Raw genomic sequence first — 26526 nt, forward strand, 5'->3', positions numbered from 1 at the left:
CACATTCGACCCGGTGCCCTGGATCATCAGCGCCGCGCCGCGGGTGCCGGCCAAGCCGTTGTCGATCATCGCGCCGATTCCCTTTGTCACGCGGTCCAGGTGCCGCGTCTTCTGCTAGTGTTCGCCACCTGACATAAGATACCCCATAAAGCAGGTATCGGACACTTATCCAGCATCCTTGAGCGATACGGTCAGATGACGGGTTCGAGCCCTTTGCGCCGGATCAGGCCGGCGCGGTATTGGCAGCGCGTGGCCGGTTGCGGACATTGAGGCGTGGCGCCAATGCGCGGAATCAAGGCGCGGAACGCGCCGCCGCGCAGCGCCCGACCGCCCCCTCGGGCGGGCGCTTTTGCAGCGTATCAAGCTGATGACAACGAAGAGGTATTTGGCGGGCATAAAGCGCAATCCACATTCGTTGCTGCGCCCACCCGGCGGTCGGGCACCGCGCGGCACATCAGCCGGTTGCCCAATGTCCGCAACAGGCCAATCTTGACCACTTCCCAAACCGACCCAAGCGCCCGCTTCGTCCCGCATTGCGGCTTCTCGAAGCTCGCTCCGAGAAACCGAGGGCACACCAGAGGCAGACTGGGAACTTTCTGTCAGGTGGTGAACATTGCCGATGAACCGCGGCGCGCCAAGGGTGCGTACGCATGGCAGGCCGCGCGCATTTCCTTGCCAAAGCGGCGGACGGCACCTATACGCGCGGCCATGCTGGACACCCATTCAAACCGCCCCGACCTGCCCGCCGAAATCGCCCGGCGCCGCACCTTTGCCATCATCAGCCACCCCGACGCCGGCAAGACCACGCTGACCGAGAAATTCCTGCTTTTCGGTGGCGCGATCCAGATGGCCGGCCAGGTGCGCGCCAAGGGCGAGGCGCGACGCACGCGCAGCGATTTCATGACGATGGAAAAGGACCGGGGCATTTCGGTTTCGGCCTCGGCCATGTCGTTCGATTTCCGCCACTACCGGTTCAACCTGGTGGATACGCCCGGGCACTCGGATTTTTCCGAGGATACCTACCGCACGCTGACCGCCGTTGACGCGGCGATCATGGTGATCGACGGCGCCAAGGGCGTCGAAAGCCAGACCCGCAAGCTGTTCGAGGTGTGCCGCCTGCGCGACCTGCCGATCCTGACGTTTTGCAACAAGATGGACCGCGAGAGCCGCGACACCTTCGACATAATCGACGAGATCCAGGAAAACCTGGCCATCGACGTGACGCCGGCAAGCTGGCCCATCGGGGTGGGGCGCGAATTCCTGGGCTGCTACGACATGCTGAACGACCGGCTGGAACTCATGGACCGGGCCGACCGCAACCGGGTGGCCGACTCGATCCAGATCAACGGCCTGGACGATCCGCTGCTGGACGAGAACATACCCGAACACCTGCGGGCGCAATTGCGCGAAGAGGTCGAGATGGCGCGCGAGCTGCTGCCGCGTCTCGACCCGCAATCGGTGCTCGAAGGGCACATGACGCCGATCTGGTTCGGCTCGGCGATCAACTCGTTCGGGGTCAAGGAACTGATGGACGGCATCGCCCGATACGGCCCCGAGCCGCAGCCCCAGAAAGCCACGCCGCGACAGATTCTGCCCGAGGAAGACAAGGTCAGCGGCTTTGTCTTCAAAGTACAGGCCAACATGGATGCCAAGCACCGCGACCGGGTCGCTTTCGTGCGCATGGCCTCGGGGCATTTCCGGCGCGGCATGAAGCTCACGCAGGTGCGCACGAAAAAGCCGCTGACTGTGTCGGCGCCGGTGATGTTCCTGGCCTCCGACCGCGAACTGGCCGAAGAGGCCTGGGCCGGCGACATCATCGGCATCCCCAACCACGGGCAATTGCGCATCGGCGACACCCTGACCGAGGGCGAGGCGCTGCGGGTCACCGGCATCCCGTCCTTCGCGCCCGAGCTGTTGCAGACCGCGCGCGCCGGCGACCCGATGAAGGCCAAACACCTGGAAAAGGCATTGATGCAATTCGCCGAGGAAGGCGCCGCCAAGGTATTCAAGCCCGGCATGGGGTCGGGATTCATCGTCGGCGTCGTGGGCGGTTTGCAATTCGAAGTGCTGGCCAGCCGGATCGAGCAGGAATACGGCCTGCCGGTACGCTTCGAGCCGACGCAGTACACCTCGGCCCGCTGGGTCGGCGGCGAGCGCAAGGAGGTCGACCGCTTCGCCGAGGCCAACAAGGGCCAGATCGCCCACGACAACGACGGCGACCTGGTCTACCTCACGCGCCTGCAATGGGATATCGACCGGGTCGAACGCGACTGGCCCGCCGTCACCCTGTCGGCGACCAAGGAAATGATGGTGTGACGGGGCGCGCGGGAACGGCGGCCTGTGCCGCCGGCCCACTGCCCATGTCATTCATTCTTTTCAGGGAGTTTGTGCGCGATGCCCTTGTGGCAGTCGATGCAGGTGGACGACCCATCGGGCGCATGGCCTTCGAGGGCGACAACCTCCATCTTCCTGCGTGAGCGCCGCCCCTGTTTTTCGAAATCCATCGCTTCGAAACTGTGGCAGTTCCGGCATTCACGCGAATCGGTCGCTTCCATCGCCTCCCATACATGCGACGCCAGTTCGGCGCGCTTTGCCTCGAACTTCTCGGGCGTGTTGATGGTGCCGGTCAGCTTGCCCCAGATCTCTTTCGACGCCTTGATCTTGCGCACCACCTTGGGCCCCCACTCGTGCGGGACGTGGCAATCCGAGCAGACGGCGCGCACGCCCGATGCGTTCTTGTAGTGCACGGTGGTCTTGTATTCCTGGTACACGGTATCGCGCATCTCGTGATAGGAAATACAGAATTCCAGCGTGTTCGTGGCTTCCATCGCGGTGTGGAATCCACCCCAGAAGATGATCCCGCCGATCCCGCCGATCAGCAACAGAACGCCCTGCCCGAACAGTACACTGGGCCGCGTGAACCAGTGCCACAGGCGCCTTATCAAGCGTATCATTTGCTTAGTCCTTCAAGGAAACAGGCGACCGGGCGCGATGACGCGCCCGGCCGGAAAATTGCCGTAGTCGTGCAGATCACTCTGCTGGCAACTCGGCGTCGATATAGGCGATCACATCGGCCGCGACCTGGTGATCGATGGCGCGCAACGCCGGCATCGTTTCACCGGGCTGACCGTTGAGCACCTTGTGCATCAATTCCCACGGATTGCCGGTCAGCGAGCCGAGCATCGGCATTTCCTTGGGCTGCTTGCCTTCGGCGCCGTGACAGTTGACGCAAACCGTCCGGTACACTTGTTCGCCGCGGGCCACGTCCCCAACGATCTTGCCGTCCTTGACGTAGTCGGAGTAGTCGCTCTGCCCCGCGACGACGAAATTGGCCAGGTCCATCAGCTCTTCGTCATAGAGATAATCGCCATAGCCGTGGGCATCGTCCTTGAGGATAGCCACCACATCGGCCGGGTCGGCGCCTTTCATCCCGTTGATCCCCTTGATCCCGGTAAAGTGCTTGCCGCTGGAATAGGCGCCATCCGCGCCCATGCCGTCCCAGCCGTGGCATTCCTTGCAGCGCCAGTTGCTGCCCGCCTTCTCGGCGTAGTTGGCATCCTGCGGATACAGCTTGTGCGACTCGGTCGGTGCCTTGTCCTTGATTTCCTTGTACCACTTGTCATAGAGGCGACCGCCGCGCGCGTTCGACCCCTCGTCGGCCGCGAAGGCCATGGTGGAGGCAACCATGCCGACCGCCGAGGCCAGCGCAATTGCAGGCCCGATGCCTCGTGAAAATGCTACTGTCATGCCAAATCTCCCTTTCTGAGCAGCGTTTACCCGGTTTGGCTGCAAAACCGATCCCGTAATGGGGATAAGCTCGATTTTATGCCTCGCAGTTGATCATTCACATGAGGCAGATCAATTTTCAATAACTATCTAATTGCCAATTTTTGATACATGTTTTCAATAGTTGCGTGCACAGCCCTGCCCCTGATCGGGCCGATTGCCGCTTGTCCGCGACGAACCGCTCGGCCATTGTCGCGCCATGAGTCACAGGGGCAGACCCGCATATTCCGGCGGATTTCCCGCCATCGTCACCCAAGTGGAGGGCCGGCGCACACCGCTGGGTCGTGGCCCCGGCGAGGCGCCGCTGGCGCGCCACCTTCCGGAACTGTTGATCCGCGACGACCGCGCGGTGTTCACTCGGCTGCGGCGACTGCGCGCCCACGCTGTGCTGCCGACCGGCAAACCGGGCCACGACGCCGCGGTGGATCAGGGTTTCGAGGGCCTGCCCGATGCGTGAGGCGCCCGCATTGCCGAAATGGGGTCTTGTGGCCACCATCCGCGCGCCGGCCGAGGCGGTGCTGAACTTTGCCGCGCATCACCTGGACCTGGGCGCGCATCGGCTGTTCATCTATCTCGACGATGACAACCGCGCCGCGTACGACGCGCTCAAGGCGCACCCGAAATGCCGCCCCACCCTGACCGACGATGCCTATTGGCGCCGGCTGGGAATCAAGCGTCGCGTCAAGCACCAGGCGCGCCAGTTCGAGAACGCGCGCCACGCCTATGCCCGCGCCGACGATGTGGAGTGGCTGACCCATATCGACGTCGACGAATTCCTTTGGCCGCAAACCGACCTTGCCGCACAACTGGCCGGCCTACCCGATGATTGCTATTGCGCGCGCATTCGGCCGGTCGAGGCGCTGGCCCCGCAAGGCCCAGGCGACATCACCCATTTCAAGGCTTGCGCCCCCGACCGGCCCACGCGCCGCCGCCAGGCGCTCGCGGTTTTCGGCGATTTCGGCGCCGTGCCGAATGGCGGGTTCCTCAGCCATGTCGCCGGCAAGATGATCTACCGCACCGGCATCCCCGGCCTGAGGGTTCAGATTCACAACGTGTTCCTGGGCGACCAGACAAACCCGGGCGAACGCGCACTGCCGCAAACCGAGCTTCTGCACCTGCATGCCCCGACGTGGGAGGCATTCCGCCGCGCGCTCGATTTCCGGCTCGAAAAGGGGTCTTACCGGGCCGAGTTGAAGCCGAACGCGCCGCGCGAGGAGGGCGGGATGAACATGCACGACATGCTCAACGCCCTGATCGACGAAGGCGGCGAGGACATGCTGCGGCGTTTTTTCCGCGAGGTGTGCACCGCCACACCGGAGCTGCGCGCGCGACTGGCCGAGTACGGCCTGCTGCGCAGCCATGCGCTGGCGCTGGACGCGAAACGCGCACGCCACTTTCCCGGCGCGGCGTGATTGCCGCCAGGCGCGCAACAAAACCCCGCGAAAACCCCGCCGTTTCCATCCTGGAGACTATCGACGCGCAATCGCTGTCGCGACCGGCCGTCGCACACGCCTTTCATTGACCTTGACACGCCTATGGGGTATCGACGCGCCCGTGGGTCGCAAGCGTGGATCGTCCACGGGGCCGCACGGGCCCGACCCAAATCAGACGCTACGGGCCGGGACGTGTCCGTAAACAACGGATACACATGACAAAATTCTCCGATCTCAACCTGAACCCAAAGGTTCTGAAAGCCGTTGAAGACGCGGGCTACGAAAGCCCGACCCCGATCCAGGAAGGGGCGATTCCCCCTGCCCTGGAAGGACGCGACGTTTTGGGCATCGCGCAGACCGGCACCGGCAAGACGGCCGGTTTTACCCTGCCGATGCTGTCGCTGCTGGCGCGCGGCCGCGCGCGCGCGCGCATGCCGCGCAGCCTGGTTCTGTGCCCGACGCGGGAACTGGCGGCGCAGGTGGCGGAAAACTTCGACACCTATTCGAAATACCTCAAGCTCAACAAGGCGCTGCTGATCGGCGGCGTGAGCTTCAAGGAACAAGACAAGCTGATCGACAAGGGCGTCGATGTGCTGATCGCCACGCCCGGCCGCCTGCTGGACCATTTCGAGCGCGGCAAGCTGCTGCTCACCGGCGTTCAGATCATGGTCGTGGACGAGGCCGACAGGATGCTCGACATGGGCTTCATCCCCGATATCGAGCGCATCTTCAGCCTCACGCCATTCACCCGGCAGACGCTGTTCTTCTCGGCCACCATGGCGCCCGAAATCGAACGGATCACAAACACCTTCCTGTCGGCGCCCGCGCGCGTCGAGGTCGCGCGACAGGCCACCGCCTCGGAGATGATCACGCAGGGCGTGGTGATGTTCAAGGCAAGCCGCAAGGACCGCGAAGCCACGGAGAAGCGCAAGCTGTTGCGCGAGCTGATCGAGCGCGAAGGCGACAAGTGTCGCAACGCGATCATCTTCTGCAACCGCAAGATCGACGTCGACGCCACCGCCAAGTCGATGAAGAAATACGGCCTTGACGCGGCGCCGATCCATGGCGACCTGGAACAGTCGCAGCGCACCCGCACGCTGGACGCATTCCGTGACGGCACGCTGCGCTTCCTAGTGGCGTCGGACGTGGCGGCGCGCGGACTGGACATTCCCGATGTCAGCCACATTTTCAATTTCGACGTGCCCAGCCACGCCGAGGATTACGTGCACCGTATCGGGCGCACCGGCCGCGCGGGACGCGATGGCACCGCGATCATGATCTGCACGCCGCGCGACGAAAAGAACTTCGAAGATGTCGAGCGGCTTCTGCAAAAGGAAATCCCGCGCCTCGACAACCCGCTCGCGCCGGCCGCGGGCGCACCGGCCGAAACCACGGCCACCGCCGACGCACAGACACAGGCACACGAAGCGCGCGAAGATGCCCCCGCGCCCGCCAAGGGCGAAGCCGAGGCCAAGGGCAAACCGAGGCGTAGCCGGAGCCGCAAACCCAAGCCACCGGTCGATGCGCCCGCCGCGGCGGATGACACCGCCGCAGACGCCAACACGGCCGCGCCGGCACCGCAGGCACCCACCGAGGCACCGGAGGCACCCGCCGAGTCACCGCAGCAGGAAGCCGCAGCACCGGACGCCGCGCCCGCGAACACCGCCGGTGAAAAACCCGCCGAAGACAACGTTCCCCATGGCCGCAACCGCCGCAAGTCGGGTGGGCAGGACAAGGGCAAGAACGGCAATGGCGGCGGCAAGGTCGTGGGCATGGGCGACCATTTGCCCAGTTTCATCGCGCTGAGTTTCGAAGAACGCAGCGCCGGCTGAGCGTTCGCTCGCGCCGCCCCCCCGGCGGCGACGGCGCCAATGCCGCGACACGAAATGAAAAGGGCCCCCGCACCAGCGGGGGCCCTTTCTTTCATTCTCGGGGCGGGCGCATCGCCGGTCGCCGCCCTACTGAAGACGGCTGATCACAACCGTCACCTCGGGTTTCTTGCCGATCTCGTTCTGGGCGCTGTTGCGCACGGTACGGCGCATGGCCTCTTCCAGTTTGTCGTCGTCGGCCAGCGTCCGCGCGTCGGCCTGGCCCAGCATCCGGGCGAGGTCATCTTCCAGCACCTCGACCAGCGGCGCGTTCGAGCGGCCCGTCTCCGCCAGCCCGCGCAGCTCGCACCACGGGTCGCCCAATGTCGCGCCGTCTTCGTCGAGTATCTGGGTGACCAGCACATGCCCGTTGAGCGCCATGCGAATCCGGTCTCGCACGACACCGTCGAGGGCCCCGTACTTGACGGTGCCGTCCAGGTAGGTGCGCCCGGTCTCGACATATCCGGCCACTTTCGGACCGGACGCGCCCAGCACGACCATGGTGCCGTTGACCGCGATCAGCGATTGCAGCCCCTTGCCCTGCGCCAGTTTCGCGTGTTCGCGCAGGTGCCGGTGCTCGCCATGCATGGGGATGATCATCTGCGGCTTGAGCAGCGTGTGCACCCGCTCCAGGTCGGGGCGGTTGGCGTGGCCCGATACGTGGTAGTGCCCCATCGTGTCATCGACCACATCGACGCCCTTTTCGCTGAGTTGGTTGACCACGCTGATCACCCCGCGCTCGTTGCCCGGGATCGTCTTGGACGAAAACAGGAAGGTATCCCCCTCCTTCAGCCGCATCCCCTGGTACTTACCGCTGGCAAGCTGCGCGCTGGCGGCGCGGCGCTCGCCCTGGCTGCCGGTCACGATCAGCATCAGGCTGTCGCGCGGTAGATCGCGGGCTTCCTCGGGGCTGACGACCTTGGGGAAGTCGTCGAGAACACGCGACTCGATCGACGCCTCGATCATCCGCCGCATCGCCCGGCCCATCATGCAAATCGAGCGGCCGGCGCGCTCGCCGGCCTCGGCCAGGGTCTTGAGCCGCGCCACGTTGCTGGCGAAGGTGGTGGCCACCACCATGCCGGGGGCGGCGGCGACCAGGTCCTCGATCGGCTGTGCCACGCTGCTTTCCGAGCGTCCCTCGTGCAGGTTGAACACGTTGGTCGAGTCGCACACCAGCGCCCGGATGCCGTCGCCGCCGATCTGTGCGTAAAGGTCGGGATCGAATGCCTCGCCCACGGTGGGGTTGTCGTCGAGCTTGAAGTCGCCGGAATGCACCACCCGGCCTTCGGGCGTGTCGATAACCAGCGCCGAACATTCCGGGATCGAATGCGAGATCGGCGCAAAGCTGACCGTGAACGGCCCGGCCTTGACCGTTTCGGGCCATGGCGCCACCGTCTTGACCGCCTTTTCGGAGTAGCCGAACTCGGCCATCTTGCCGCGCGCGATGTTGCTGGTGAAGGCGCGCGCGTAGATCGGGGCGCCGAGGCGGTCGTAAAGATGGCCCACGGCGCCGACATGGTCCTCGTGCGCGTGGGTGATGAATATCGCCTCCAGCCGATCGCGCCGCTCTTCCAGCCAGGCGATATCGGGCAATATCAGGTCAACCCCCGGAGAGGTGTCCATGTTGGGGAAGGTCAAGCCCAGGTCGACGAGAATCAGACGTTCGTCGTCCTCGGGGCCGTAGCCATAGATATAGGCGTTCATGCCCACCTCCCCCGCGCCACCGAGGGGAAGGTAGATCAGTCTCTCGTTGCTCATATGTTGTCCTGTTCCTTGTTGTATTGATGAATGACCGTCAGGCCATGGATTGTCAGATGTTCGTCGAAATAATCGAAAAGCCGGTCGCCCTGCCCGAGCAGGGGCGCCAGCCCTCCGGTTGATACGATCGTCATCGGGCGGGCGTACTCGGCCCGGATTTGTTCACAGATGCCCCGCACCAGCCCGACATAGCCCCAGTACACGCCGGATTGCATGCACGCCACGGTGTTGGTGCCGATCACCTTTTGCGGCTTGGTCACATCCACATGCGGCAGTGCCGCCGCCATCTCGTGCAGCGCCTGAAGGCTCAGGTTGACGCCCGGCGCGATCGCCCCGCCGACATAAGCGCCGTCATGGGCCACCACGTCAAAGGTGGTCGCGGTGCCGAAATCCACCACGATCAGGTCGCCGCCGTAGCGGTCATAGGCGCCGGCCGCGTTGACAAGGCGGTCGGGGCCCACGGTGGTGCCCTCGTCGACGCGCGGGTGCACCGGCAGCAGGCATTCGGGCTTGCCTACCACAAGCGGGCGGCAATTGAAATAGCGGTCGGCCAGCACCCGCAGGTTGAAGACAACGCGCGGCACCGTCGAGCTGATGATCACCGCGTTGATATCCAGCGGAATGCGGTGATGGTTGAGCAGAGTGCTGATCCACACGTAATACTGGTCGGCGGTGCGCTGATGTTCGGTCGAGGTGCGCAGGATGCAGCGAAAGCGCGCGCCATCCCAGATCGAGAACACGGTGTTGGTATTGCCGCAGTCGATTGCCAGAAGCATGCCGCGCCCCCTTCTGCAGGTTCAGAAAAACACATCCGCCGCCGCGATGACCCGGCGGCCGTGCGGCGTAGATAGGACAAGTTGGCCGGTCGGGTCCACCGTCTCGAACCGGCCGCGCACCTCTTCGCCGGGAAGGCGTGCGACGATCTCTTCCCCCAGTCGCGCCGTCCGGTCCAGCCAGGCCAGCCGCAGTGGCGCGAAACCGCTCTGGCGCAGGTGTGCCTCGTGCCGGTCGAAGGCGCCCGCCAGCAGCGCCAGGAATTCGTCGGGCGTCACCCGCGCGCCGGTTTCGGGCGTCAGCGCCACCGGCGTCAGCGCACGCGCTTCCAACGTCCCGGGCGGGGGCGCGGCGAGCAGGTTCACCCCGATCCCCACCGCCAGCCCCGGCGCCGCGCCGGGCCGCGCCACCGATTCCAGCAGGATGCCGGCCACCTTGCCGCCATTGAGCAGGACGTCGTTGGGCCATTTCAGGGCGAAGGGCTCGGCGCGTCCGGTGGCTGCAACGAAGGCGTCGAACAGCGCCAGCGCCGCCACGAAAGACCGCAGCGCCGCCAGAACACCCGGCTGCACGTCGGGCAATACCAGCGTGGCGGCGAAGTTCCCCGCGGGGCTTTGCCATGCGCGCCCCCGGCGGCCGCGCGCGGCGCTCTGGTGATGCGCCATGACCCATGTCGGCGCCGCCATCGCGGGGGTCCGGCGTGCGGCCTCGTCGAGCGTGCTGTCGACCTCGTCCAGCACGACGCGGTCATATCCCGCCGGCCAGCCCGTCATCCGCGCCGGCCCCTCGCCACCCCGGCCGGGGTGGGCCGCGCCACCCCGGCCGGGGTGAGCCGCGCCGCCACGCAGCGTGGATCAGTTGACAAGCGTCGCCGCCGCCGCCGCGGCTGCCCCTTCGATGCCGAACAGGTTGACCACCCCCAGCACCATCGCCACCGCCGACGCGGTCAGAAACCCCCACAGAACCGGCGACTGCATCTTGTCGAGCCCCTCGCCCTCTTCGCCGAAATACATGTAATAGACGATCCGCAGGTAATAGAACGCGCCGATTACCGAGGCGATCACCCCGGCCACGGCCAGCCACGCGAAGCCTGCCTCGTAGGCGGCCCGCAACACGTAGAACTTGCCGAAGAAGCCCACCAGCGGCGGCACGCCCGCAAGGCTGAACATCAGGATCAGCATCGCCAGCGCGCGCCCCGGTTCCTGCCGGGCATAGAGGTTGAGGCTGGCGATCTCGGTCACCGGGCGACCGTCGCGCTCCATCCCCAGGATAAAGGCGAAAGTGCCGACGTTCATGGTGACGTAGATCGCCATGTAGATCAGCATCGCCTGCACGCCGAACGCGGTGCCCGCGGCCAGCCCCATCAGCGCATAGCCCATATGTGCGATCGACGAATAGGCCATCAGGCGCTTGATGTTTGTCTGGCTGATCGCCGCGATCGCGCCCAGGAACATCGACAGCAACGACAGCACCGCGATGACCTGCCCCCAGTCGGCGCTGACGCCGCCGAAGGCATCGTGCAGTACCCGCGCCAGCAGCGCCATCGCGGCGACCTTCGGCGCGGTGGCAAAGAACGCGGTGATCGGGGTCGGCGCGCCTTCGTAGACATCCGGCGTCCACATGTGGAACGGCACCGCCGAGACCTTGAACGCAAGCCCGGCGATCACGAACACCAGCCCGAACAGAAGCCCGACCGGCGTCTGCCCGGCGCCGGCGGCGACGATGATCCCGTCAAATGTGGTGGTCCCGGCAAAGCCATAGATCAGCGACGCGCCGTAAAGCAGCAGCCCCGAGCTGAGCGCGCCCAAAACGAAGTATTTCAGCCCCGCCTCGGTGGATTTCACGCTGTCGCGACGCAGCGCCGCGACCACATAGAGCGCCAGCGATTGCAGCTCCAGCCCCATGTAGAGCGCGATCAGGTCGCCGGCGCTGACCATCATCATCATCCCCGCGACGCTGAGCGCCACCAGGACCGGGTATTCGAACCGCAGTATGTCACGGCGGGCCATGTAGTCGCGGCCGATCACCAGCACCGACGCCGCCGACAGCAGCACCGCCACCTTGGCGAAACGGGCGAAGCCGTCGTCGTGGAACATGCCGTGAAAGGCGACGGTGGTGCCACTGCCGCCGAAACCGATCCATGCGGCCAGAACCGCCATCAGCGCCGCGGTCAGCCATGTCAGCGCACTGGCGAGGGCATCCTTGCCGGAATAGGCCGCCACCAGCAGCGCGACCATCGCGTAGACCGCCAGCACCACTTCGGGCAGGATAGTGTTCAGATCAGCCTGGATCATCGCTCAGGGCTCCCCGTTCAATGCGTCGCGGCCACCTGCATCGCCGGCTCGGTGCCGGCGGCAAGCGCCGTTTCGTGGTTCTGGATCAGCGCCTCGACCGAGGGACCGATGATGTCGAGCGCCAGCGCCGGGTAGACCCCGAGGATCAGGGTCATCGCCACCAGCGGCGCGAAAATGGCCTTTTCACGCCGGCTCATGTCGGTGATCGCCTTGAGGCTTTCCTTGATCAGATCGCCCAGCACCACCCGCCGGTAGAGCCACAGCGCGTAGGACGCCGACAGGATCACCCCGGTCGCCGCCACCGCCGCCACCCAGGTGTTGACCTGGAACACGCCGACCAGCGTCAGGAATTCGCCGACGAAGCCGGAGGTGCCGGGCAGGCCGACATTGGCCATGGTGAAGAACATGAAGATCAGCGCATAGGCCGGCATGCGGTTGACCAGCCCGCCATAGGCGTCGATCTCGCGCGTGTGCATCCGGTCATAGATCACGCCCACGCACAGGAACAGCGCGCCAGCGATGAAACCGTGGCTGAGCATCTGGAAGATGGCCCCGTCGATGCCCTGCTGGTTGGCCGCGAAGATGCCCATCGTGACATAGCCCATGTGCGCGACCGAGCTGTAGGCGATCAGCTTTTTCATGTCCGTCTGCGCCAATGCCACCAGCGAGGTGTAGACGATGGCGATCACCGACAGCCACAGCACCAGCGGCGTCAGCACCTCGGCCCCGATGGGGAACATCGGCAGGCTGAAGCGCAGGAATCCGTAGCCGCCCATCTTCAACAGGATCGCCGCCAGCAGCACCGACCCGCCGGTGGGCGCCTGCACGTGCGCATCCGGCAGCCAGGTATGCACCGGCCACATCGGCAGCTTGACCGCGAAACTGGCGAAGAAGGCCAGGAACATCAGCGTCTGCATCCCGCCCACGATCTGGATCCCGAGGATCGAGAACGTGCCGGCGTCGAACTGGTGTGCCAGCAGCGTCGGGATGTCGGTGGTGCCCGCGTCGGCAAACATCGCCACCATCGCCACCAGCATCAGCACCGAGCCGAGGAAGGTATAGAGGAAGAACTTGAAGCTGGCGTAGATCCGTTCCTTGCCGCCCCAGATGCCGATGATCAGGAACATCGGAATGAGCCCGCCCTCGAAGAACAGGTAGAACAACACTAGGTCGAGCGCCATGAAGACGCCCAGCATCAGCGTCTCCAGCAGCAGGAAGGCGATCATGTATTCCTTGACCCGCGTGGTCACGTTCCACGACGCGGCGATGGTCAGCGGCATGATGAAGGTGGTCAGCAGCACGAACAGCACGCTGATCCCGTCGACGCCCATCTTGTACTCGAGGCCCAGCAGCCAGTCGCGCTCTTCCACGAACTGAAAGCCGGTATCGGCGGGGTCGAACTGCACCAGGATGAACAGCGACACCAGGAATGTCGCGCTGGTGGCGATCAGCGCCAGCCACTTGGCGTTGCGCCGCGCGGCGGCGTCATCGCCGCGCAGGAACAGCACCAGTATCAGCGCCGCGAGCGCCGGCGTGAAGGTGACGATGGAAAGAAGGTTATCCATTACTGCGCCCCTCCGATAAACGTCATCCAGGTGACCAGGATCACGATGCCCAGCACCATGGCGAAGGCATAGGTGAAGATGTAGCCCGACTGCGCCCGCCCCGCGAGCCGGGTGAGGAAGGGCACGATCCCCATGGCGACCCCGTTGATCGTCCCGTCGATCACGCGACCGTCGCCGCGTTTCCACAACAGGGCGCCAATGGCCTTGGCCGGCCGGACGAAGACCACATCGTACAGCTCGTCGAAGTACCACTTGTTGAGCAGGAACAGGTACAGCGGCCGTTGATTTTCCGCCAGCTTGCGCGGCATTGCCGGGTTGACGATGTAGAACCACCAGGCCACCAGCAGCCCGCCCAGCATGGCGATGAAGGGGCTGACCTTGACCCACACCGGCGCGTGGTGGGCCTCGTCCATGACATGGTTGTCGGGCGCCATGTAGATCGCCCCCTGCGGCGCCATCGCGGGTGCCACGTCGGCGGCGGGATCGTCGCTGGCAACGGCGGCGGCAGCTTCTGCCGTGGCCTCATCCGCCGCCATGGCGTCTGCTTCGCCGTTCCCTGCATCCGTAGCCGTTTCATGCTGCGCCGGGATGCCGAAGAACCGGTTCACCTGTGCGTGGTCGCCGAAGAAGCTGCCGTACCAGACCATGCCGGCAAAAACCGCCCCGATCGCCAGCGCGCCCAGCGGCACCAGCATCACCATCGGGCTTTCGTGCGCGTGCTCGTGGGTGTGCTTGTCGCCGCGCGGCTTGCCCCAGAAGGTCATGAACATCAGCCGCCAGCTATAGAAGCTGGTGAACGCCGCGGCGATGACCAGAATCCAGAAGCCATACCCGCCCTGCGTACCGGCCCAGGCGCTTTCGATGATCGCGTCCTTGCTGAGAAACCCGGCAAAACCGATCGTCGTCAGCGGGATGCCCACCCCGGTGATCGCCAGCGTGCCCACCAGCATCGCCCAGAAGGTATAGGGCATCTTGTGGCGCAGCCCGCCGTAATGGCGCATGTCCTGTTCATGGTGCATGCCGTGGATGACCGACCCGGCGCCGAGAAACAGCATCGCCTTGAAAAAGGCGTGCGTGAGCAGGTGAAACATCGCCACCGAGTAGACGCCCACACCCGCGGCCACGAACATGTAGCCAAGCTGCGAACAGGTCGAATAGGCGATCACGCGCTTGATGTCGTTCTGCACCAGCCCCACCGTGGCGGCGAAAAAGGCCGTCGAGGCGCCGATGAACACCACGAAGTTCATCGCCTCGGGGGCGTATTCCATCAGCGGCGACATGCGGCAGACCAGGAACACCCCCGCAGTGACCATGGTGGCGGCATGGATCAGCGCCGACACCGGCGTCGGGCCTTCCATCGCGTCGGGCAGCCAGGTGTGCAGGAACAGTTGCGCCGACTTGCCCATGGCGCCCACGAACAGCAGGAACGCGATCAGGTTGGCGGCGTTCCATTCGCCCCACAGGAAGGTCAGTTGCGTCTGCGCCAGCTCAGGCGCGGCGGCGAATACATCGTCGAAGCGGATCGAGTCGGTCAGGAAGAACAGCGCCAGGATACCGAGCGCGAAACCGAAATCGCCCACCCGGTTGACCACGAACGCCTTGATCGCGGCGGCGTTGGCGCTTGGCTTGCGGTAATAGAAGCCGATCAGCAGGTAGGAGGCCAGCCCGACGCCTTCCCAGCCGAAGAACATCTGCACCAGGTTGTCGGAGGTCACCAGCATCAGCATCGCGAAGGTGAAGAACGACAGGTAGGCGAAGAAGCGCGGCCGGTAGCTTTCGGATTCCTTGAAATTCTGGTCGTGGGCCATGTAGCCCACGGAATAGAGGTGCACCAGCGCCGACACCGTGGTGACCACGATCAGCATGATCGCGGTCAGCCGGTCCAGCCGGATCGCCCAGTCGGCGCTCAGCGTGCCGCTTTCGATCCAGCGCAGGATCTGGACATGCTGCACGGTCGCGGCGTCCAGCCCCAGAAAGACGATCCACGACAGCAGCGCCGACAGGAACAGCAGCCCGGTCGTGAGCCACTGCGCGCCCTTGTCGCCGATGATCCGCCACCCGAACCCCGCGATGATGGCGCCCACCAGCGGCGCGAACAAGATGATGCTTGTCATGGTGTCAGCCTTTCATCACGTTGACGTCTTCCACGGCGATGGTGCCGCGGTTGCGGAAGAAGCACACCAGGATCGCCAGCCCGATCGCCGCCTCGGCGGCGGCGACGGTAAGCACGAACAGCGCGAAAACCTGCCCGACCAGATCGCCGAGGAAGCTGGAAAAGGCCACCAGGTTGATGTTCACCGAAAGCAGCATCAGCTCGATCGACATCAGCAGGATGATGACGTTCTTCCGGTTGAGGAAAAGCCCGAAGATTCCGATCACGAACAGCGCCGCGGCGACTGTCAGGTAATGTTCAAGTCCGATCATCTCTGTCCCTCCGGGTAATCACCCGTTTGTCGTCTTTGCGCGTCGCCCCGGGCGTTGCCGGAACACTTGTTCCCATCGTCATCCCGGGCCTGACCCGGGATCTCTTTGCCCCCAAAGGCCCCGGATCAGGTCCGGGGCGGGGCAGGGCCTTTTAGAGGCCCTGCCCCGGTCGCACGTCCTTCAGTTCCAGCGCCTTGGCCGGGTCGCGGTACATCTGCGCAAGGGCGTCCTGGCGCTTGATATCCGGGCGGTGGCGCAGCGTCAGAACGATCGCGCCAATCATCGCCACCAGCAGGATCAGCCCGGCCAGCTGGAACAGCAGGAAATACCGGTCGTAAAGCAGCATCCCCAGGGCGGCGGTGTTGGTGGTGTTCTCGGGCGTCACCGCGGCGCGCGCGGCCTGGGCGCCATCGGCGCTCTGCCAGGCGCCGAAGGCAATGCCGAACTGCATCAGCAGCACCAGCGCGATCAGCAGCGCCAGCGGCATGTAGCGGGCCATTTCGGCCTTCAGTTCGGCGAAATCGACATCGAGCATCATGACCACGAACAGGAACAGCACCGCCACCGCGCCCACGTAGACGATGACCAGCAGCATCGCCACGAACTCGGCCCCCAGCAGCACGAACAGCCCTGCCGAGCTGATGAATGCCAGGATCAGCCACAGCACCGAATGCACCGGGTTGCGGCTGATGACGGTGAACAACCCGCCGGCAAGGGCGCTGATCGCGAACAGGTAGAAGGCGAGTGCTGCAATGGTCATGTTCCGTCGTCCTCTTGTTCTTCCATGACCGCGCGGGCCAGTTCCATCGCGCGGGTCATGGCGGGAATGCCGGCGAACATCGACATCTGCGCGATGGTCTCGGCTATCTCGTCACGGGTGGCGCCAGCCTCAAGCAGGTGGCGCACGGTCAGCCGCACCTGCGTATCGCTCTGTGCGCCCTGCATGGTCAACCCCGCCAGCGTCAGAAGCAGCCGCGTTTTCGCGTCAAGCCCGTCGCGGCTGATTCCCTTGCCGAAGCTCATTTCCATGAAATCGCGCGGCATGGTCGGCCACATGTCCTCGAACGCCTTGGGCGAGAACGATTCCAGCGCCGGGTTGACGGCTTTCGCCATCTCCTGCGCCTGGGCCATCATCAGCTCGAAAGGGGATTTCTCGTCGCTCATCTGTAGGGCGCGTCCAGTTCGAGGTTGCGGGCGATCTCGGCTTCCCAGCGGTCGCCGTTCTGGAGCAGCTTTTCCTTGTTGTAGAACAGTTCCTCGCGGGTTTCGGAGGCGAATTCGAAATTGGGGCCTTCGACGATGGCATCCACCGGGCAGGCCTCCTGGCAGAAGCCGCAATAGATGCACTTGGTCATGTCGATGTCATAGCGCGTGGTGCGGCGCGAGCCATCCTCGCGGGGTTCGGCGTCGATGGTGATTGCCTGCGCCGGGCAGATCGCCTCGCACAGCTTGCAGGCGATGCAGCGTTCCTCGCCGTTGGGGTAGCGCCTGAGCGCGTGCTCGCCGCGAAAGCGCGGGCTCAGAGGCCCCTTTTCGTGCGGGTAGTTGAGCGTCGACTTGGGTGCGAAGAAATAGCGCAGGCCGAGCCCGAACGCCTTGACGAAGTCAGCCAGCAGAAAATACTTGACCGCGCGCGTGTAGTCCATGCTCATGCCATTCCCTCCCTGAGGGTTTCGTGCTCATTCCATTTGGTCACGTAGTCGCTCTGCGCGGTCTGCTCGACCTCGCGGGTCAGGTGCATCCGCGCCTCGTCGCGCCCCGCCAACATCAGCAAGCGCCCGTCGCGCAGCAGAAAGCGCGTGGACAGATCCACCAGCCGCGTGAAAAGGGTGCAGTCAACCCTCATGCCTCAGCTCCCCGTGCCCCAGCGGGCGAAGGCGCCCCAGAACCAGTCGAATTTCGCCGCGAAGGCCACGAACACCACCCAGCCCAGGCTCATGGGCAGAAACACCTTCCAGCCGATGCGCATCAACTGGTCATAGCGGTAGCGCGGCGTTATCGCCTTGATCATCGCGAAGATGAAGAAGAAGAAGGCCATCTTGCCGACCATCCACAGCACCCCGTCGGGCAGCCCGGGAATGGGGCTGAGCCAGCCGCCGAAAAACAGCAGCGACATGAGCGCACACATCAGGAAAATGGCGATGTATTCGCCGGCCATGAACAACAGGTAGGCCGTCGAGGAATATTCCACCATGAACCCCGCCACCAGTTCGGATTCCGCCTCCGGCAGGTCGAAGGGCGGGCGGTTGGTTTCCGCCAGTGCCGAGATGAAGAACAGGAACACCATCGGCAGGTGCGGAAGCCAGTACCAGTTGAAAAAGCCGTAATCGCCCGATTGCGCGCGCACGATGTCGCCGAAATTCAAACTGCCGGTCGAGATGATCACCCCGATGATGATCAGCCCGATGCTGACCTCGTAGGAAATCATCTGCGCCGCCGAGCGCAGGCTGCCAAGGAACGGGTATTTCGAGTTGCTGGCCCAGCCGCCCATGATCACGCCGTAGACCTCGAGCGAGGACACGGCGAAAACGAACAGGATCGCCACGTTGATGTCGCTGAGTACCCAGCCGTCGTTGAACGGAATAACCGACCAGGCCAGGATCGCCAGCACGAAACTGGTCAGCGGCGCGAGGATGAACACCGTCTTGTCGGCCCCGGCGGGAATCACGACCTCCTTGACCACGTATTTCAGCGCATCCGCCACCGATTGCAGGAGCCCGAAGGTGCCCACCACGTTGGGGCCCCGCCGCATTTGCACCGCGGCCCAGACCTTGCGATCGCCCCAGACGAGGAACAGGAGGCTGATCATGACGAAGGCCACGACCGCCAGACATTGCGCCACGATCAGGACTGCGATCCCGAAAGGTGTTGTAAAGAATTCAGCCATCAGGTCCTCACACCGTCGGTATTCCGTTCTCTGCGCAATGGGCGACAACGACTTCGGCGTCGATGGTGCGCATTCCGCGTGGTAGCTGCGCCGAGATGGTGTAAACCGCATCTCCGCGCCAAAGGCCACCCTCGTGCTCGACATTCGTGCGCAGATGCCGGGCAAAACCGTAGCCCCGGATCAGCGCGTATTGCGCCGCGGCGCAGCGCGCGTAGGCGTCCACGCCATCCGCGTCGCCCGGGTTGCGCATCGCGACCCGGAAATTGACCAGGTCGCCCTCCAGCAGGCGCGTCTCGACACCCATGTAGTCGGGCGCGGGCGCGTCGGCGCGCGGGCCTTGCTCGCAACCCGCGACCGCCGTGGCCACGACCACCGCCAGGGGCGATATGAAGCCCGCGCGCATCATCACTCGGCCGCCACCGACCGGGTGCCGCGCGCCTTGGCGCGCGCCGACATCTCGGCCATCAGCGGGCTGGCCCGCGCGATCGGGTTGGTCAGCCAGAAATCACCGATCGCCAGACGGAAATCGGCCTTGCCCATTGGCTCGGCCGGGACGGCTGCCCAGTCGTTGCCGGGCACCGCGTCCACGTCGGCCAGGTGCGGCACGTCGGCGACCATGCGCTGACGCAACTGCGCCAGGCTGTCCCAGGGCAGGGTCGCGCCCAGCTCGCCCGAAAGCGCGCGCAGGATGGCCCAGTTTTCCTTGGCCTCGCCGGGGGCGAAGCCCGCGCGCATCGCCAATTGCGGGCGCCCCTCGGTATTGACGAACAGGCCATTTTCCTCGGTCCAGGCGGCGGCGGGCAGGATCACGTCGGCGCGGTGCGCGCCGCGGTCGCCGTGGCTGCCCTGGTAGATGACGAAGGCGCCATCGGCGATCTCGACCTCGTCGGCGCCCAGGTTGTAGATCACGTCGGCGCCATCAAGCGCGGCCTCGATGCCGCCCTCGGTCACCGCGCCCACGTCCATCGCGCCGACGCGGCCGGCGGCGGTGTGCAGCACCATCAGCTTGGAATTGCTGTTCTCGGCCAGTTTCATCGCGTGGCCCAGAACGGCGGCGCCGTCGGCCTCGCACAGGGCCCCCATGCCGACGATCACCACCGACGGCTTGTCGCGCGTTGCGCCTACATCCCCGGACGACAGGCTTTCCAGCGCCGCACGATCGGTGCCCACATGCACGTAATCATAGGTCAGGTCTGCCGCCTGCCCCACCAGGCCGACCTGCGCACCGCGCAGCCATGCCTTGCGGATGCGTGCGTTCAGCACCGGCGCCTCGACCGCCGGGTTGGTGCCGATCAAATGGATCATCTCGGCGCTGTCGATATCCTCGATCCGCGCCGTGCCGACATAGCCCGCGCGGTTACCGGCGGGCAGGCGCGCGCCATCGGTGCGGCATTCGACCGTGCCGCCCTGCCCCTCGACCAGTTGCCTGAGCGCGAAGACCGCCTCGACCGGGGCCAGATCGCCCACCAGGCCGGCCAGCCTGGTCGCCCCGTTGATCGCGCCGGCGGCCTTTTGCAGCGCCTGCGCCCAGGTCGCCGGGCGCAGGCGGCCATCCTCGCGCACGTAAGGCTGGTCGAGCCGCTGGCGGCGCAGCCCGTCGACCACCTGGCGGGTCTTGTCGGAAATCCATTCCTCGTTCACGCCGTCATGGTTGCGCGGCAGGATACGCATGACCTCGCGGCCCTTGGTATCGACCCGGGTGTTGGAGCCGAGCGCATCCATCACGTCGATGGTCTCGGTCTTGGTCAATTCCCACGGCCGCGCGGTAAAGGCGTAGGGCTTGTTGGTCAGCGCCCCCACCGGGCACAGATCGACGATGTTGCCCTGCAGGTTGCTGTCGATCACCGCGCCCAGGTAGGTGGTGATCTCGGCATCCTCGCCGCGGCCGGTCTGGCCCATCACCGCGACGCCGGCCACCTCGGTGGTGAAGCGCACGCAGCGGGTGCACGAAATGCACCGCGTCATGTGCGTTTCCACCAGCGGGCCGAGGTCGAGATCCTCGGTCGCGCGCTTGGGCTCGCGGAAGCGCGAGAAATCCACCCCGTAGGCCACTGCCTGATCCTGCAGGTCGCATTCGCCGCCCTGGTCGCAGATCGGGCAATCGAGCGGATGGTTGATCAGCAGAAATTCCATCACCCCCTCGCGGGCCTTCCTGACCATGGGGCTGTTGGTCTTGACCTGCGGCGGCTCGCCATCGGGAAATGGGCGCATGTCCTTGACCTGCATCGCGCAACTTGCCGCCGGCTTCGGCGGTCCGGGCTGCACCTCGACCAGGCACATCCGGCAGTTGCCGGCGATCGACAGCCGCTCGTGGTAGCAAAAGCGCGGGATCTCGATGCCGGCCTCCTCGCAGGCCTGGATCAGCGTCAGGCGCGGATCGACCTCGATTTCCTTGCCGTCGATGATGATCTTGCGTTTCTCGGACATGGGATCTCACTTCGCTTTCAGTAATGCGCCGATCCGGCTGTTTCTGTCGATCTCGGCGCGGCCCAACTTGCACAAACCCGCCTCGTCGCCGGGTTCGACACCATGCGCGGCGAGATAGGCCTCGCCCCGCGCCCGCATGCGCGCCTTTTCCTCGTCCGACTTGAGATAGGCACGCACCTGGTCACGGTTGTAGCCCATCTCGCGCGCGGTGCTCTTGAGCGAGTTCAGGTACCACAGCGCCGTCAGCATGCGCGCGTCGATGTCGTCGCACGACTTGCGAATCTCGTCGGCCAGCGCCACCCACAGCAACCCGTTGTCGATCTCATCGACCTCGCGCAGCGGCGGCAGCTCGCTGCCGGCGGCCACCGCGGCCTGCACGGGAACGGCAAGCGCCATCAGCACGGCCGCGACCACGGCGGCGGCGCGCAACGATATGCGGCGCGCACCCGTCATCCCTCGCACCTGCCCGTCATGGTCAGCGTGCCGCCTTCGAGCGCCAGCGCCTCGGCCGGGGCAGCCGGCCCGCCGGCGCCCCAGACCACGCGCGAGCTGCCGGTGCGCGCGATGCAATGCTTGGTGGCCTCGAAACGCCCCGCCTCGCGGGCGCCCGCCAGACGCGCGCCAGCGGCATCCGACACGGTCACGGTAAAGGCCATGCGGTCATCGCGCGGCGCATCCAGCGCCGCGCGGTAGCGGTTGCCATCGAAGCGCACATCGCTGCCGCCGCCGATCGCGGCGACACGGTCGCGCACCGCGCTGCACCCGCTCACCCCACCCAGGGCCAGGGCCGCCAGAAGCGCGAAATTTGCCATCCTTCGCAGCATTGCCTACTCCGCCGCCACGGCGCTGACGCCGCCGGTCTTGCGTGCCTTGATGCGGTCCTCGATCTCGCCGCGGAAATGGCGGATCAGGCCCTGGATCGGCCACGCCGCCGCGTCGCCCAGGGCACAGATCGTGTGCCCTTCGACCTGCTTGGAGACGTCGAAGAGCATGTCGATCTCCTCGATCTCGGCCTCGCCGTTGACCAGCCGCTCCATCACCCGCATCATCCAGCCGGTACCCTCGCGGCAGGGCGTGCACTGGCCGCAGCTTTCGTGCTTGTAGAACTTGGCCAGCCGCCAGATCGCTTTGACGATGTCGGTGGACTGGTCCATCACGATCACCGCCGCGGTGCCGAGGCCGGATTTCTGCTCCATCAGCCAGTCGAAATCCATGATGCCGTCGCGCATCGCCGCGCCCGGCACCACCGGCACCGACGAGCCCCCCGGGATCACCGCCTTGAGGTTATCCCAGCCGCCGCGCACGCCACCGCAATGCCGGTCGATCAACTCCTTGAACGGGATCGACATTTCCTCTTCGACGACGCAGGGGGTGTTGACGTGGCCCGAGACCGCGAAAATCTTGGTGCCGAAGTTGTTGGGCCGGCCAAAGCCCGCGAACCACGACGCGCCACGGCGCAGGATCGTGGGCGCCACGGCGATGGATTCGACGTTGTTGACCGTGGTCGGGCACCCGTAGACCCCCGCCATCGCCGGGAAGGGGGGCTTCATCCGCGGCATGCCCTTCTTTCCTTCGAGGCTTTCCAGCAGGGCGGTTTCCTCGCCGCAGATATAGGCACCGGCGCCGTGGTGCAGGTAAAGGTCGAAATCCCAGCCCGATTTGGCCGCGTTGCGGCCCAGCAGGCCGGCCGCGTAGGCCTCGTCGATGGCGGCTTGCAGCGCCTCGCGCTCGCGGATGTATTCACCGCGGATGTAAATGTAGCAGGCATGCGCGTTCATCGCGAAAGAGGCGATCAGGCAGCCCTCGATCAGGGTGTGCGGATCGTGGCGCATGATCTCGCGGTCCTTGCAGGTGCCCGGCTCGGACTCGTCGGCATTGACCACCAGGTAGGCCGGGCGCCCGTCGCTTTCCTTGGGCATGAAGGACCACTTGAGCCCGGTCGGAAATCCGGCGCCGCCGCGCCCACGCAGGCCGCTGTCCTTCATTTCCTGGACGATCCAGTCGCGCCCCTTCTTGATGATGTCGCCGGTACCATCCCAGGCGCCGCGCGCCATCGCCCCCTTCAGCGTGCGGTCATGCATGCCGTAGAGGTTGGTGAATATACGGTCCTGGTCCTTGAGCATCAGATTACCCCTGCCCGTTTGCGTTGTCGTCGCGGCGCGCGCGCCAGATCTGCACGCTGACCACCAGAGCCCAGATCAGCGCGGCGAGCGCGGCGAAATCTATCAGGAACGCATAGCGCGCGGGCCAATCCATCTGCTGGCCCACCCATTGCAGCGCCAGCCACAGCACCATCGCCCCCGCGATGACCAGGGCCGCGATGCGCCCCTTGCGCGCCTGTTGCCGTTCTTGCTCGCTCGCCATGATCCATCCTTGTTCGCGGCACGCGCCACACAGGGTGCGCGCCGGGTCGTGTCATTCGCCGCGGGTCAGCTTGCGCGCCTGCCCGACCCAGTCGTCGCGGCTGGCGCGGCCCTTGAAGCCGACCAGGTTCTCGTCGGCCCAGGCGACCTCGTCGGCGCTCCAGCCGGCGACCTGGTCGAGGTGGTAGATGCCGTTCTCGTTGAGCAGCTTCTCGAGCTTGGGCCCGACGCCCTTGATCTGCTTGAGATCGTCGGCGCCACCTTCGCGCGGCCGCTCCAACAGCGCGGGCTTGGTGCCGGTGCCGCTTTCGGGGACGGCGGGCCCGGCAGCCGGCGCCGTCGCCGCGCGTTTCGGCGGCGGCGCGTCGGCCTTGCCGGAGGGCGCGCTGCCCTTGCCCAGCCACGGCGCGGTGACCGGCACCTCGCTGCCGTCGATCCGCTTGACGGTATCGCCCAGGTCCAGCGCCCGCGCGACCGATGCGTTGTGCGGCGCGCGGCCGGCCTCGTGATCGCGCAGGCTGGTCAGCCCGCTTGCGGGTTCCGAGGCATAGCGCCCCGCCTGCGGCCCCGGCACGGGCACCCGGCCCGCGACCAGTTCGTCAAGGATATGGGCAAGGCTTTCGGCGGTCAGGTCTTCGTAGTAATCCTTGCCGATCTGTGCCATCGGCGCGTTGGCACAGGCGCCGAGGCATTCGACCTCTTCCCAGCTCAGCTTGCCATCGGCGCTGATCTCGTGGGGAGAGGCGGCGATCTTTTCGCGGCACACCGCGACCAGGTTTTCCGACCCGCACAGCATGCACGGCGTGGTGCCGCAGACCTGCACATGCGCGACCGCGCCCACCGGCGAAAGCTGGAACATGAAGTAGAAGGTCGCCACCTCGAGCGCGCGGATGTAATCCATGCCCAGCATGTCGGCGACGTATTCGATCGCCGGGCGGGAAAGCCAGCCCTCCTGCTCCTGCGCGCGCCACAGCAGCGGGATGACGGCGCTGGCCTGGCGGCCCTCGGGATACTTGGTGATCTGCGCCTCGGCCCATGTCAGGTTGTCGGGCGTGAAGGCGAAGCTATCGGGTTGGTCGTGATGCAAACGGCGCAACATGGCTCGGTCAGTCCTCGGATATCAGGCCGCAGCGCGGGCCGCGAGTGCGGGCGCCTCCGGCGGGAGTATTTCTGGAAAGATGAAGATCGCCACGGAAATGCACGCTCACCTGTCGATCTCCCCGAACACGACATCCATCGTGCCGATGATGGCGGCCACATCGGCCAGTTGATGGCCGCTTGCGACGTGGTCCATCGCCTGCAGGTGCAGGTAGCCCGGCGCGCGGATCTTGGCGCGGTAGGGGCGGTTGGTGCCATCGGCCACGAGGTAGACGCCGAACTCGCCCTTGGGCGCCTCGACGGCGGCGTAAACCTCGCCCTCGGGAACGTGGAAGCCCTCGGTGTAAAGCTTGAAGTGATGGATGAGCGCCTCCATCGACGTCTTCATCTCGCCGCGCTTGGGCGGCGTGATCTTGCCGCGCGTCAGTATATCGCCGGGCTCCTGGCGCAGCTTGGTTATTGCCTGCTGGATGATGTGGGTCGACTGGCGCATCTCGGCCATGCGCACCAGGTAGCGGTCGTAGCAGTCGCCGTTCTTGCCGACGGGGATCTGGAAGTCGAACTCGTCATAGCATTCATAGGGCTGCGACCGGCGCAAATCCCACGCAAGCCCCGAGCCGCGCACCATGACGCCCGAAAAGCCCCAGTCCTGGATATCCTGTTCGGTGACCACGCCGATATCGACGTTGCGCTGCTTGAAGACGCGGTTCTCGGTCAGCAGCGTCTCGATGTCGTCGAGAACGGTCGGGAAATGGCCGGCCCATTCTTCTATATCGTCCAGCAGCGCGGGCGGCAGGTCCTGGTGGACGCCGCCGGGGCGGAAATAGGCCGCGTGCAGGCGCGCGCCGCAGGCCCGCTCGTAGAAGACCATCAGCTTTTCGCGTTCCTCGAAGCCCCACAGCGGCGGCGTCAGCGCGCCTACGTCCATGGCCTGCGTGGTGACGTTGAGCAGGTGGCTGAGGATGCGCCCGATCTCGGAATAAAGCACCCGGATGAGCGAGGCCCGGCGCGGCACCTGCACCCCTGTCAACCGCTCGATCGCCAGGCACCAGGCGTGTTCCTGGTTCATCGGCGCGACGTAATCCAGACGATCGAAATAAGGCAGGTTCTGAAGGTAGGTGCGGCTTTCCATCAGCTTTTCGGTGCCGCGATGGAGCAGGCCGATATGGGGATCGCAGCGCTCGACGATCTCGCCGTCGAGTTCAAGCACCAGACGCAGAACGCCGTGCGCTGCCGGGTGCTGCGGCCCGAAGTTGATGTTGAAATTGCGGATCTTCTGCTCGCCCGTCAGGGCGTCGTCGAAGCCTTTGGAGCCGTCCATCAGCCGCGCTCCCCGTCGATCTTGTCCTTGAACGCGATCACCCACAGGAGGATCAATGCCACCAGCGGGATGATCGACAGCAGCGCCACCCAGTTGGGGATACCGAACTTCGGCAGCAGCCGCCAGAACGGGATTACGATCAATGCGGCGAAGACGATGAACCAGATCAATCCGAAAGCTCCCATGTCCATTCCGTAACCATAGCCTGCGCCCATCATTTCGCGCCCTCCTGTTTCTCGTCGCCGGGCAGGATGTGTTCGGCCCCTTCCCAAGGCGACATGAAGTCGAACTGGCGGTATTCCTGCACCAGGTTCACGGGCTCGTAGACGATGCGCTTCTGCGCCTCGTCATAGCGCACCTCGGTATACCCGGTGGTCGGGAAGTCCTTCCTGAGCGGATGTCCCCGGAAACCGTAGTCGGTCAGGATCCGGCGCAGGTCGGGATGGCCGGTGAACAGGATGCCGAACATGTCGAAGACCTCGCGCTCGAACCAGTTGGCACCCCTCGGCCTGTCTCTTATACACATCT

28 protein-coding genes are annotated in these 26526 nt (G+C 65.4%); 4 read left to right on the plus strand and 24 right to left on the minus strand.

Annotated features, from left to right (window positions below):
- The first annotated feature begins 708 nt into the window (after positions 1–708).
- Positions 709–2316, plus strand: coding sequence for a peptide chain release factor 3 (locus tag Q0L89_RS01520; protein WP_296761969.1), 1608 nt, complete (start codon positions 709–711; stop codon positions 2314–2316).
- 47 nt (positions 2317–2363) lie between these two features.
- Here the strand turns inward: Q0L89_RS01520 and Q0L89_RS01525 are convergent, their stop codons facing one another.
- Both Q0L89_RS01525 and Q0L89_RS01530 read right to left on the minus strand, forming a co-directional pair.
- Entirely contained in the window at positions 2364–2954 is a 591-nt protein-coding gene (locus tag Q0L89_RS01525; RefSeq protein ID WP_296761971.1) for a NapC/NirT family cytochrome c, read from the minus strand.
- A gap of 76 nt (positions 2955–3030) precedes the next feature.
- On the minus strand, positions 3031–3747 hold the full coding sequence (locus tag Q0L89_RS01530) for a c-type cytochrome (RefSeq protein ID WP_296761973.1): 717 nt from the start codon (positions 3745–3747) through the stop codon (positions 3031–3033).
- Positions 3748–3985: 238 nt separating this feature from the next.
- Between Q0L89_RS01530 and Q0L89_RS01535 the strand changes: the two genes are divergently transcribed.
- From Q0L89_RS01535 to Q0L89_RS01545, 3 genes are all read left to right on the plus strand, one after another.
- Positions 3986–4243, plus strand: coding sequence for a hypothetical protein (locus tag Q0L89_RS01535; protein WP_296761975.1), 258 nt, complete (start codon positions 3986–3988; stop codon positions 4241–4243).
- Positions 4236–5198, plus strand: a complete 963-nt coding sequence (locus Q0L89_RS01540; protein ID WP_296761977.1) for a glycosyltransferase family 2 protein — start codon at positions 4236–4238, stop codon at positions 5196–5198. Before Q0L89_RS01535 ends, Q0L89_RS01540 begins: the two co-directional genes overlap by 8 nt.
- A 236-nt stretch (positions 5199–5434) precedes the next feature.
- Complete coding sequence (locus tag Q0L89_RS01545) at positions 5435–7051, plus strand: DEAD/DEAH box helicase (RefSeq protein WP_296761979.1); 1617 nt, start codon at positions 5435–5437, stop codon at positions 7049–7051.
- Positions 7052–7177: 126 nt separating this feature from the next.
- Here Q0L89_RS01545 and Q0L89_RS01550 read toward each other — a convergent pair whose 3' ends face one another.
- The 22 genes from Q0L89_RS01550 to Q0L89_RS01655 form a co-directional block, all read right to left on the minus strand.
- A complete protein-coding gene (locus Q0L89_RS01550) occupies positions 7178–8845 on the minus strand; it encodes a ribonuclease J (RefSeq protein WP_296761981.1) in 1668 nt (555 codons plus the stop codon).
- The gene (locus tag Q0L89_RS01555) at positions 8842–9621 is read right to left on the minus strand and encodes a type III pantothenate kinase (protein WP_296761983.1); all 780 of its coding nucleotides are present in this window, start codon (positions 9619–9621) and stop codon (positions 8842–8844) included. The genes Q0L89_RS01550 and Q0L89_RS01555 overlap by 4 nt, the downstream gene beginning before the upstream one ends.
- A 21-nt stretch (positions 9622–9642) precedes the next feature.
- Positions 9643–10392 carry a biotin--[acetyl-CoA-carboxylase] ligase gene (locus Q0L89_RS01560; protein WP_296761984.1) on the minus strand — a complete coding sequence of 250 codons (750 nt, stop codon included), beginning with the start codon at positions 10390–10392 and terminating at the stop codon, positions 9643–9645.
- An 81-nt stretch (positions 10393–10473) separates the two neighbouring features.
- Positions 10474–11913 carry an NADH-quinone oxidoreductase subunit NuoN gene (gene nuoN, locus Q0L89_RS01565; protein ID WP_296761986.1) on the minus strand — a complete coding sequence of 480 codons (1440 nt, stop codon included), beginning with the start codon at positions 11911–11913 and terminating at the stop codon, positions 10474–10476.
- A gap of 17 nt (positions 11914–11930) precedes the next feature.
- On the minus strand, positions 11931–13478 hold the full coding sequence (locus Q0L89_RS01570) for an NADH-quinone oxidoreductase subunit M (protein ID WP_296761988.1): 1548 nt from the start codon (positions 13476–13478) through the stop codon (positions 11931–11933).
- Entirely contained in the window at positions 13478–15592 is a 2115-nt protein-coding gene (gene nuoL / locus Q0L89_RS01575) for an NADH-quinone oxidoreductase subunit L (RefSeq protein ID WP_296761990.1), read from the minus strand. Before nuoL ends, Q0L89_RS01570 begins: the two co-directional genes overlap by 1 nt.
- A gap of 4 nt (positions 15593–15596) precedes the next feature.
- The gene (gene nuoK / locus Q0L89_RS01580) at positions 15597–15902 is read right to left on the minus strand and encodes an NADH-quinone oxidoreductase subunit NuoK (RefSeq protein WP_296761992.1); all 306 of its coding nucleotides are present in this window, start codon (positions 15900–15902) and stop codon (positions 15597–15599) included.
- Between the two features lie 151 nt (positions 15903–16053).
- Positions 16054–16662, minus strand: a complete 609-nt coding sequence (locus Q0L89_RS01585) for an NADH-quinone oxidoreductase subunit J (RefSeq protein WP_296761994.1) — start codon at positions 16660–16662, stop codon at positions 16054–16056.
- Positions 16659–17066 (minus strand): carboxymuconolactone decarboxylase family protein, encoded by a 408-nt coding sequence (locus Q0L89_RS01590; protein WP_296761996.1) that lies wholly within the window; start codon positions 17064–17066, stop codon positions 16659–16661. The genes Q0L89_RS01585 and Q0L89_RS01590 overlap by 4 nt, the downstream gene beginning before the upstream one ends.
- A complete protein-coding gene (gene nuoI, locus Q0L89_RS01595) occupies positions 17063–17554 on the minus strand; it encodes an NADH-quinone oxidoreductase subunit NuoI (protein WP_296761998.1) in 492 nt (163 codons plus the stop codon). The genes Q0L89_RS01590 and nuoI overlap by 4 nt, the downstream gene beginning before the upstream one ends.
- A complete protein-coding gene (locus Q0L89_RS01600; protein WP_296762000.1) occupies positions 17551–17748 on the minus strand; it encodes a hypothetical protein in 198 nt (65 codons plus the stop codon). The genes nuoI and Q0L89_RS01600 overlap by 4 nt, the downstream gene beginning before the upstream one ends.
- A 3-nt stretch (positions 17749–17751) precedes the next feature.
- Positions 17752–18789 carry an NADH-quinone oxidoreductase subunit NuoH gene (nuoH, locus tag Q0L89_RS01605; RefSeq protein ID WP_296762002.1) on the minus strand — a complete coding sequence of 346 codons (1038 nt, stop codon included), beginning with the start codon at positions 18787–18789 and terminating at the stop codon, positions 17752–17754.
- Between the two features lie 7 nt (positions 18790–18796).
- Positions 18797–19195: a hypothetical protein gene (locus Q0L89_RS01610; RefSeq protein ID WP_296762004.1), complete on the minus strand. Its 399-nt coding sequence runs from the start codon at positions 19193–19195 to the stop codon at positions 18797–18799.
- Positions 19195–21216: an NADH-quinone oxidoreductase subunit NuoG gene (gene nuoG, locus Q0L89_RS01615; RefSeq protein ID WP_296762006.1), complete on the minus strand. Its 2022-nt coding sequence runs from the start codon at positions 21214–21216 to the stop codon at positions 19195–19197. The genes Q0L89_RS01610 and nuoG overlap by 1 nt, the downstream gene beginning before the upstream one ends.
- A 6-nt stretch (positions 21217–21222) precedes the next feature.
- Positions 21223–21669, minus strand: a complete 447-nt coding sequence (locus Q0L89_RS01620) for a DUF5333 domain-containing protein (protein WP_296762008.1) — start codon at positions 21667–21669, stop codon at positions 21223–21225.
- Positions 21666–22040 carry a hypothetical protein gene (locus Q0L89_RS01625; protein WP_296762010.1) on the minus strand — a complete coding sequence of 125 codons (375 nt, stop codon included), beginning with the start codon at positions 22038–22040 and terminating at the stop codon, positions 21666–21668. The genes Q0L89_RS01620 and Q0L89_RS01625 overlap by 4 nt, the downstream gene beginning before the upstream one ends.
- A gap of 3 nt (positions 22041–22043) precedes the next feature.
- Positions 22044–23339 (minus strand): NADH-quinone oxidoreductase subunit NuoF, encoded by a 1296-nt coding sequence (gene nuoF, locus Q0L89_RS01630; protein WP_296762012.1) that lies wholly within the window; start codon positions 23337–23339, stop codon positions 22044–22046.
- Between the two features lie 4 nt (positions 23340–23343).
- A complete protein-coding gene (locus Q0L89_RS01635) occupies positions 23344–23580 on the minus strand; it encodes a DUF5337 domain-containing protein (RefSeq protein WP_296762013.1) in 237 nt (78 codons plus the stop codon).
- 51 nt (positions 23581–23631) lie between these two features.
- Entirely contained in the window at positions 23632–24678 is a 1047-nt protein-coding gene (nuoE, locus tag Q0L89_RS01640; protein ID WP_296762015.1) for an NADH-quinone oxidoreductase subunit NuoE, read from the minus strand.
- Positions 24679–24783: 105 nt separating this feature from the next.
- Positions 24784–25998, minus strand: coding sequence for an NADH-quinone oxidoreductase subunit D (locus tag Q0L89_RS01645; RefSeq protein ID WP_296762016.1), 1215 nt, complete (start codon positions 25996–25998; stop codon positions 24784–24786).
- Positions 25998–26216, minus strand: a complete 219-nt coding sequence (locus Q0L89_RS01650; RefSeq protein ID WP_296762017.1) for a hypothetical protein — start codon at positions 26214–26216, stop codon at positions 25998–26000. Before Q0L89_RS01650 ends, Q0L89_RS01645 begins: the two co-directional genes overlap by 1 nt.
- The coding region (locus tag Q0L89_RS01655; protein WP_296762018.1) for an NADH-quinone oxidoreductase subunit C at positions 26213–26526 on the minus strand (314 nt) is incomplete at its 5' end. The genes Q0L89_RS01650 and Q0L89_RS01655, both read right to left, overlap by 4 nt.

Origin of the sequence: Sediminimonas sp. (genome assembly GCF_024637375.1) — a bacterium.
Lineage (GTDB): Bacteria > Pseudomonadota > Alphaproteobacteria > Rhodobacterales > Rhodobacteraceae > Sediminimonas.

Excerpts from the sequence above, each read along its gene's own strand:
- Q0L89_RS01520 (WP_296761969.1), top strand. The coding sequence starts at position 709 with ATGCTGGACACCCATTCAAACCGCCCCGACCTGCCCGCCGAAATCGCC.
- Q0L89_RS01525 (WP_296761971.1), bottom strand. The coding sequence starts at position 2,954 with ATGATACGCTTGATAAGGCGCCTGTGGCACTGGTTCACGCGGCCCAGT.
- Q0L89_RS01530 (WP_296761973.1), bottom strand. The coding sequence starts at position 3,747 with ATGACAGTAGCATTTTCACGAGGCATCGGGCCTGCAATTGCGCTGGCC.
- Q0L89_RS01535 (WP_296761975.1), top strand. The coding sequence starts at position 3,986 with ATGAGTCACAGGGGCAGACCCGCATATTCCGGCGGATTTCCCGCCATC.
- Q0L89_RS01540 (WP_296761977.1), top strand. The coding sequence starts at position 4,236 with ATGCGTGAGGCGCCCGCATTGCCGAAATGGGGTCTTGTGGCCACCATC.
- Q0L89_RS01545 (WP_296761979.1), top strand. The coding sequence starts at position 5,435 with ATGACAAAATTCTCCGATCTCAACCTGAACCCAAAGGTTCTGAAAGCC.
- Q0L89_RS01550 (WP_296761981.1), bottom strand. The coding sequence starts at position 8,845 with ATGAGCAACGAGAGACTGATCTACCTTCCCCTCGGTGGCGCGGGGGAG.
- Q0L89_RS01555 (WP_296761983.1), bottom strand. The coding sequence starts at position 9,621 with ATGCTTCTGGCAATCGACTGCGGCAATACCAACACCGTGTTCTCGATC.
- Q0L89_RS01560 (WP_296761984.1), bottom strand. The coding sequence starts at position 10,392 with ATGACGGGCTGGCCGGCGGGATATGACCGCGTCGTGCTGGACGAGGTC.
- nuoN (WP_296761986.1), bottom strand. The coding sequence starts at position 11,913 with ATGATCCAGGCTGATCTGAACACTATCCTGCCCGAAGTGGTGCTGGCG.
- Q0L89_RS01570 (WP_296761988.1), bottom strand. The coding sequence starts at position 13,478 with ATGGATAACCTTCTTTCCATCGTCACCTTCACGCCGGCGCTCGCGGCG.
- nuoL (WP_296761990.1), bottom strand. The coding sequence starts at position 15,592 with ATGACAAGCATCATCTTGTTCGCGCCGCTGGTGGGCGCCATCATCGCG.
- nuoK (WP_296761992.1), bottom strand. The coding sequence starts at position 15,902 with ATGATCGGACTTGAACATTACCTGACAGTCGCCGCGGCGCTGTTCGTG.
- Q0L89_RS01585 (WP_296761994.1), bottom strand. The coding sequence starts at position 16,662 with ATGACCATTGCAGCACTCGCCTTCTACCTGTTCGCGATCAGCGCCCTT.
- Q0L89_RS01590 (WP_296761996.1), bottom strand. The coding sequence starts at position 17,066 with ATGAGCGACGAGAAATCCCCTTTCGAGCTGATGATGGCCCAGGCGCAG.
- nuoI (WP_296761998.1), bottom strand. The coding sequence starts at position 17,554 with ATGAGCATGGACTACACGCGCGCGGTCAAGTATTTTCTGCTGGCTGAC.
- Q0L89_RS01600 (WP_296762000.1), bottom strand. The coding sequence starts at position 17,748 with ATGAGGGTTGACTGCACCCTTTTCACGCGGCTGGTGGATCTGTCCACG.
- nuoH (WP_296762002.1), bottom strand. The coding sequence starts at position 18,789 with ATGGCTGAATTCTTTACAACACCTTTCGGGATCGCAGTCCTGATCGTG.
- Q0L89_RS01610 (WP_296762004.1), bottom strand. The coding sequence starts at position 19,195 with ATGATGCGCGCGGGCTTCATATCGCCCCTGGCGGTGGTCGTGGCCACG.
- nuoG (WP_296762006.1), bottom strand. The coding sequence starts at position 21,216 with ATGTCCGAGAAACGCAAGATCATCATCGACGGCAAGGAAATCGAGGTC.
- Q0L89_RS01620 (WP_296762008.1), bottom strand. The coding sequence starts at position 21,669 with ATGACGGGTGCGCGCCGCATATCGTTGCGCGCCGCCGCCGTGGTCGCG.
- Q0L89_RS01625 (WP_296762010.1), bottom strand. The coding sequence starts at position 22,040 with ATGCTGCGAAGGATGGCAAATTTCGCGCTTCTGGCGGCCCTGGCCCTG.
- nuoF (WP_296762012.1), bottom strand. The coding sequence starts at position 23,339 with ATGCTCAAGGACCAGGACCGTATATTCACCAACCTCTACGGCATGCAT.
- Q0L89_RS01635 (WP_296762013.1), bottom strand. The coding sequence starts at position 23,580 with ATGGCGAGCGAGCAAGAACGGCAACAGGCGCGCAAGGGGCGCATCGCG.
- nuoE (WP_296762015.1), bottom strand. The coding sequence starts at position 24,678 with ATGTTGCGCCGTTTGCATCACGACCAACCCGATAGCTTCGCCTTCACG.
- Q0L89_RS01645 (WP_296762016.1), bottom strand. The coding sequence starts at position 25,998 with ATGGACGGCTCCAAAGGCTTCGACGACGCCCTGACGGGCGAGCAGAAG.
- Q0L89_RS01650 (WP_296762017.1), bottom strand. The coding sequence starts at position 26,216 with ATGATGGGCGCAGGCTATGGTTACGGAATGGACATGGGAGCTTTCGGA.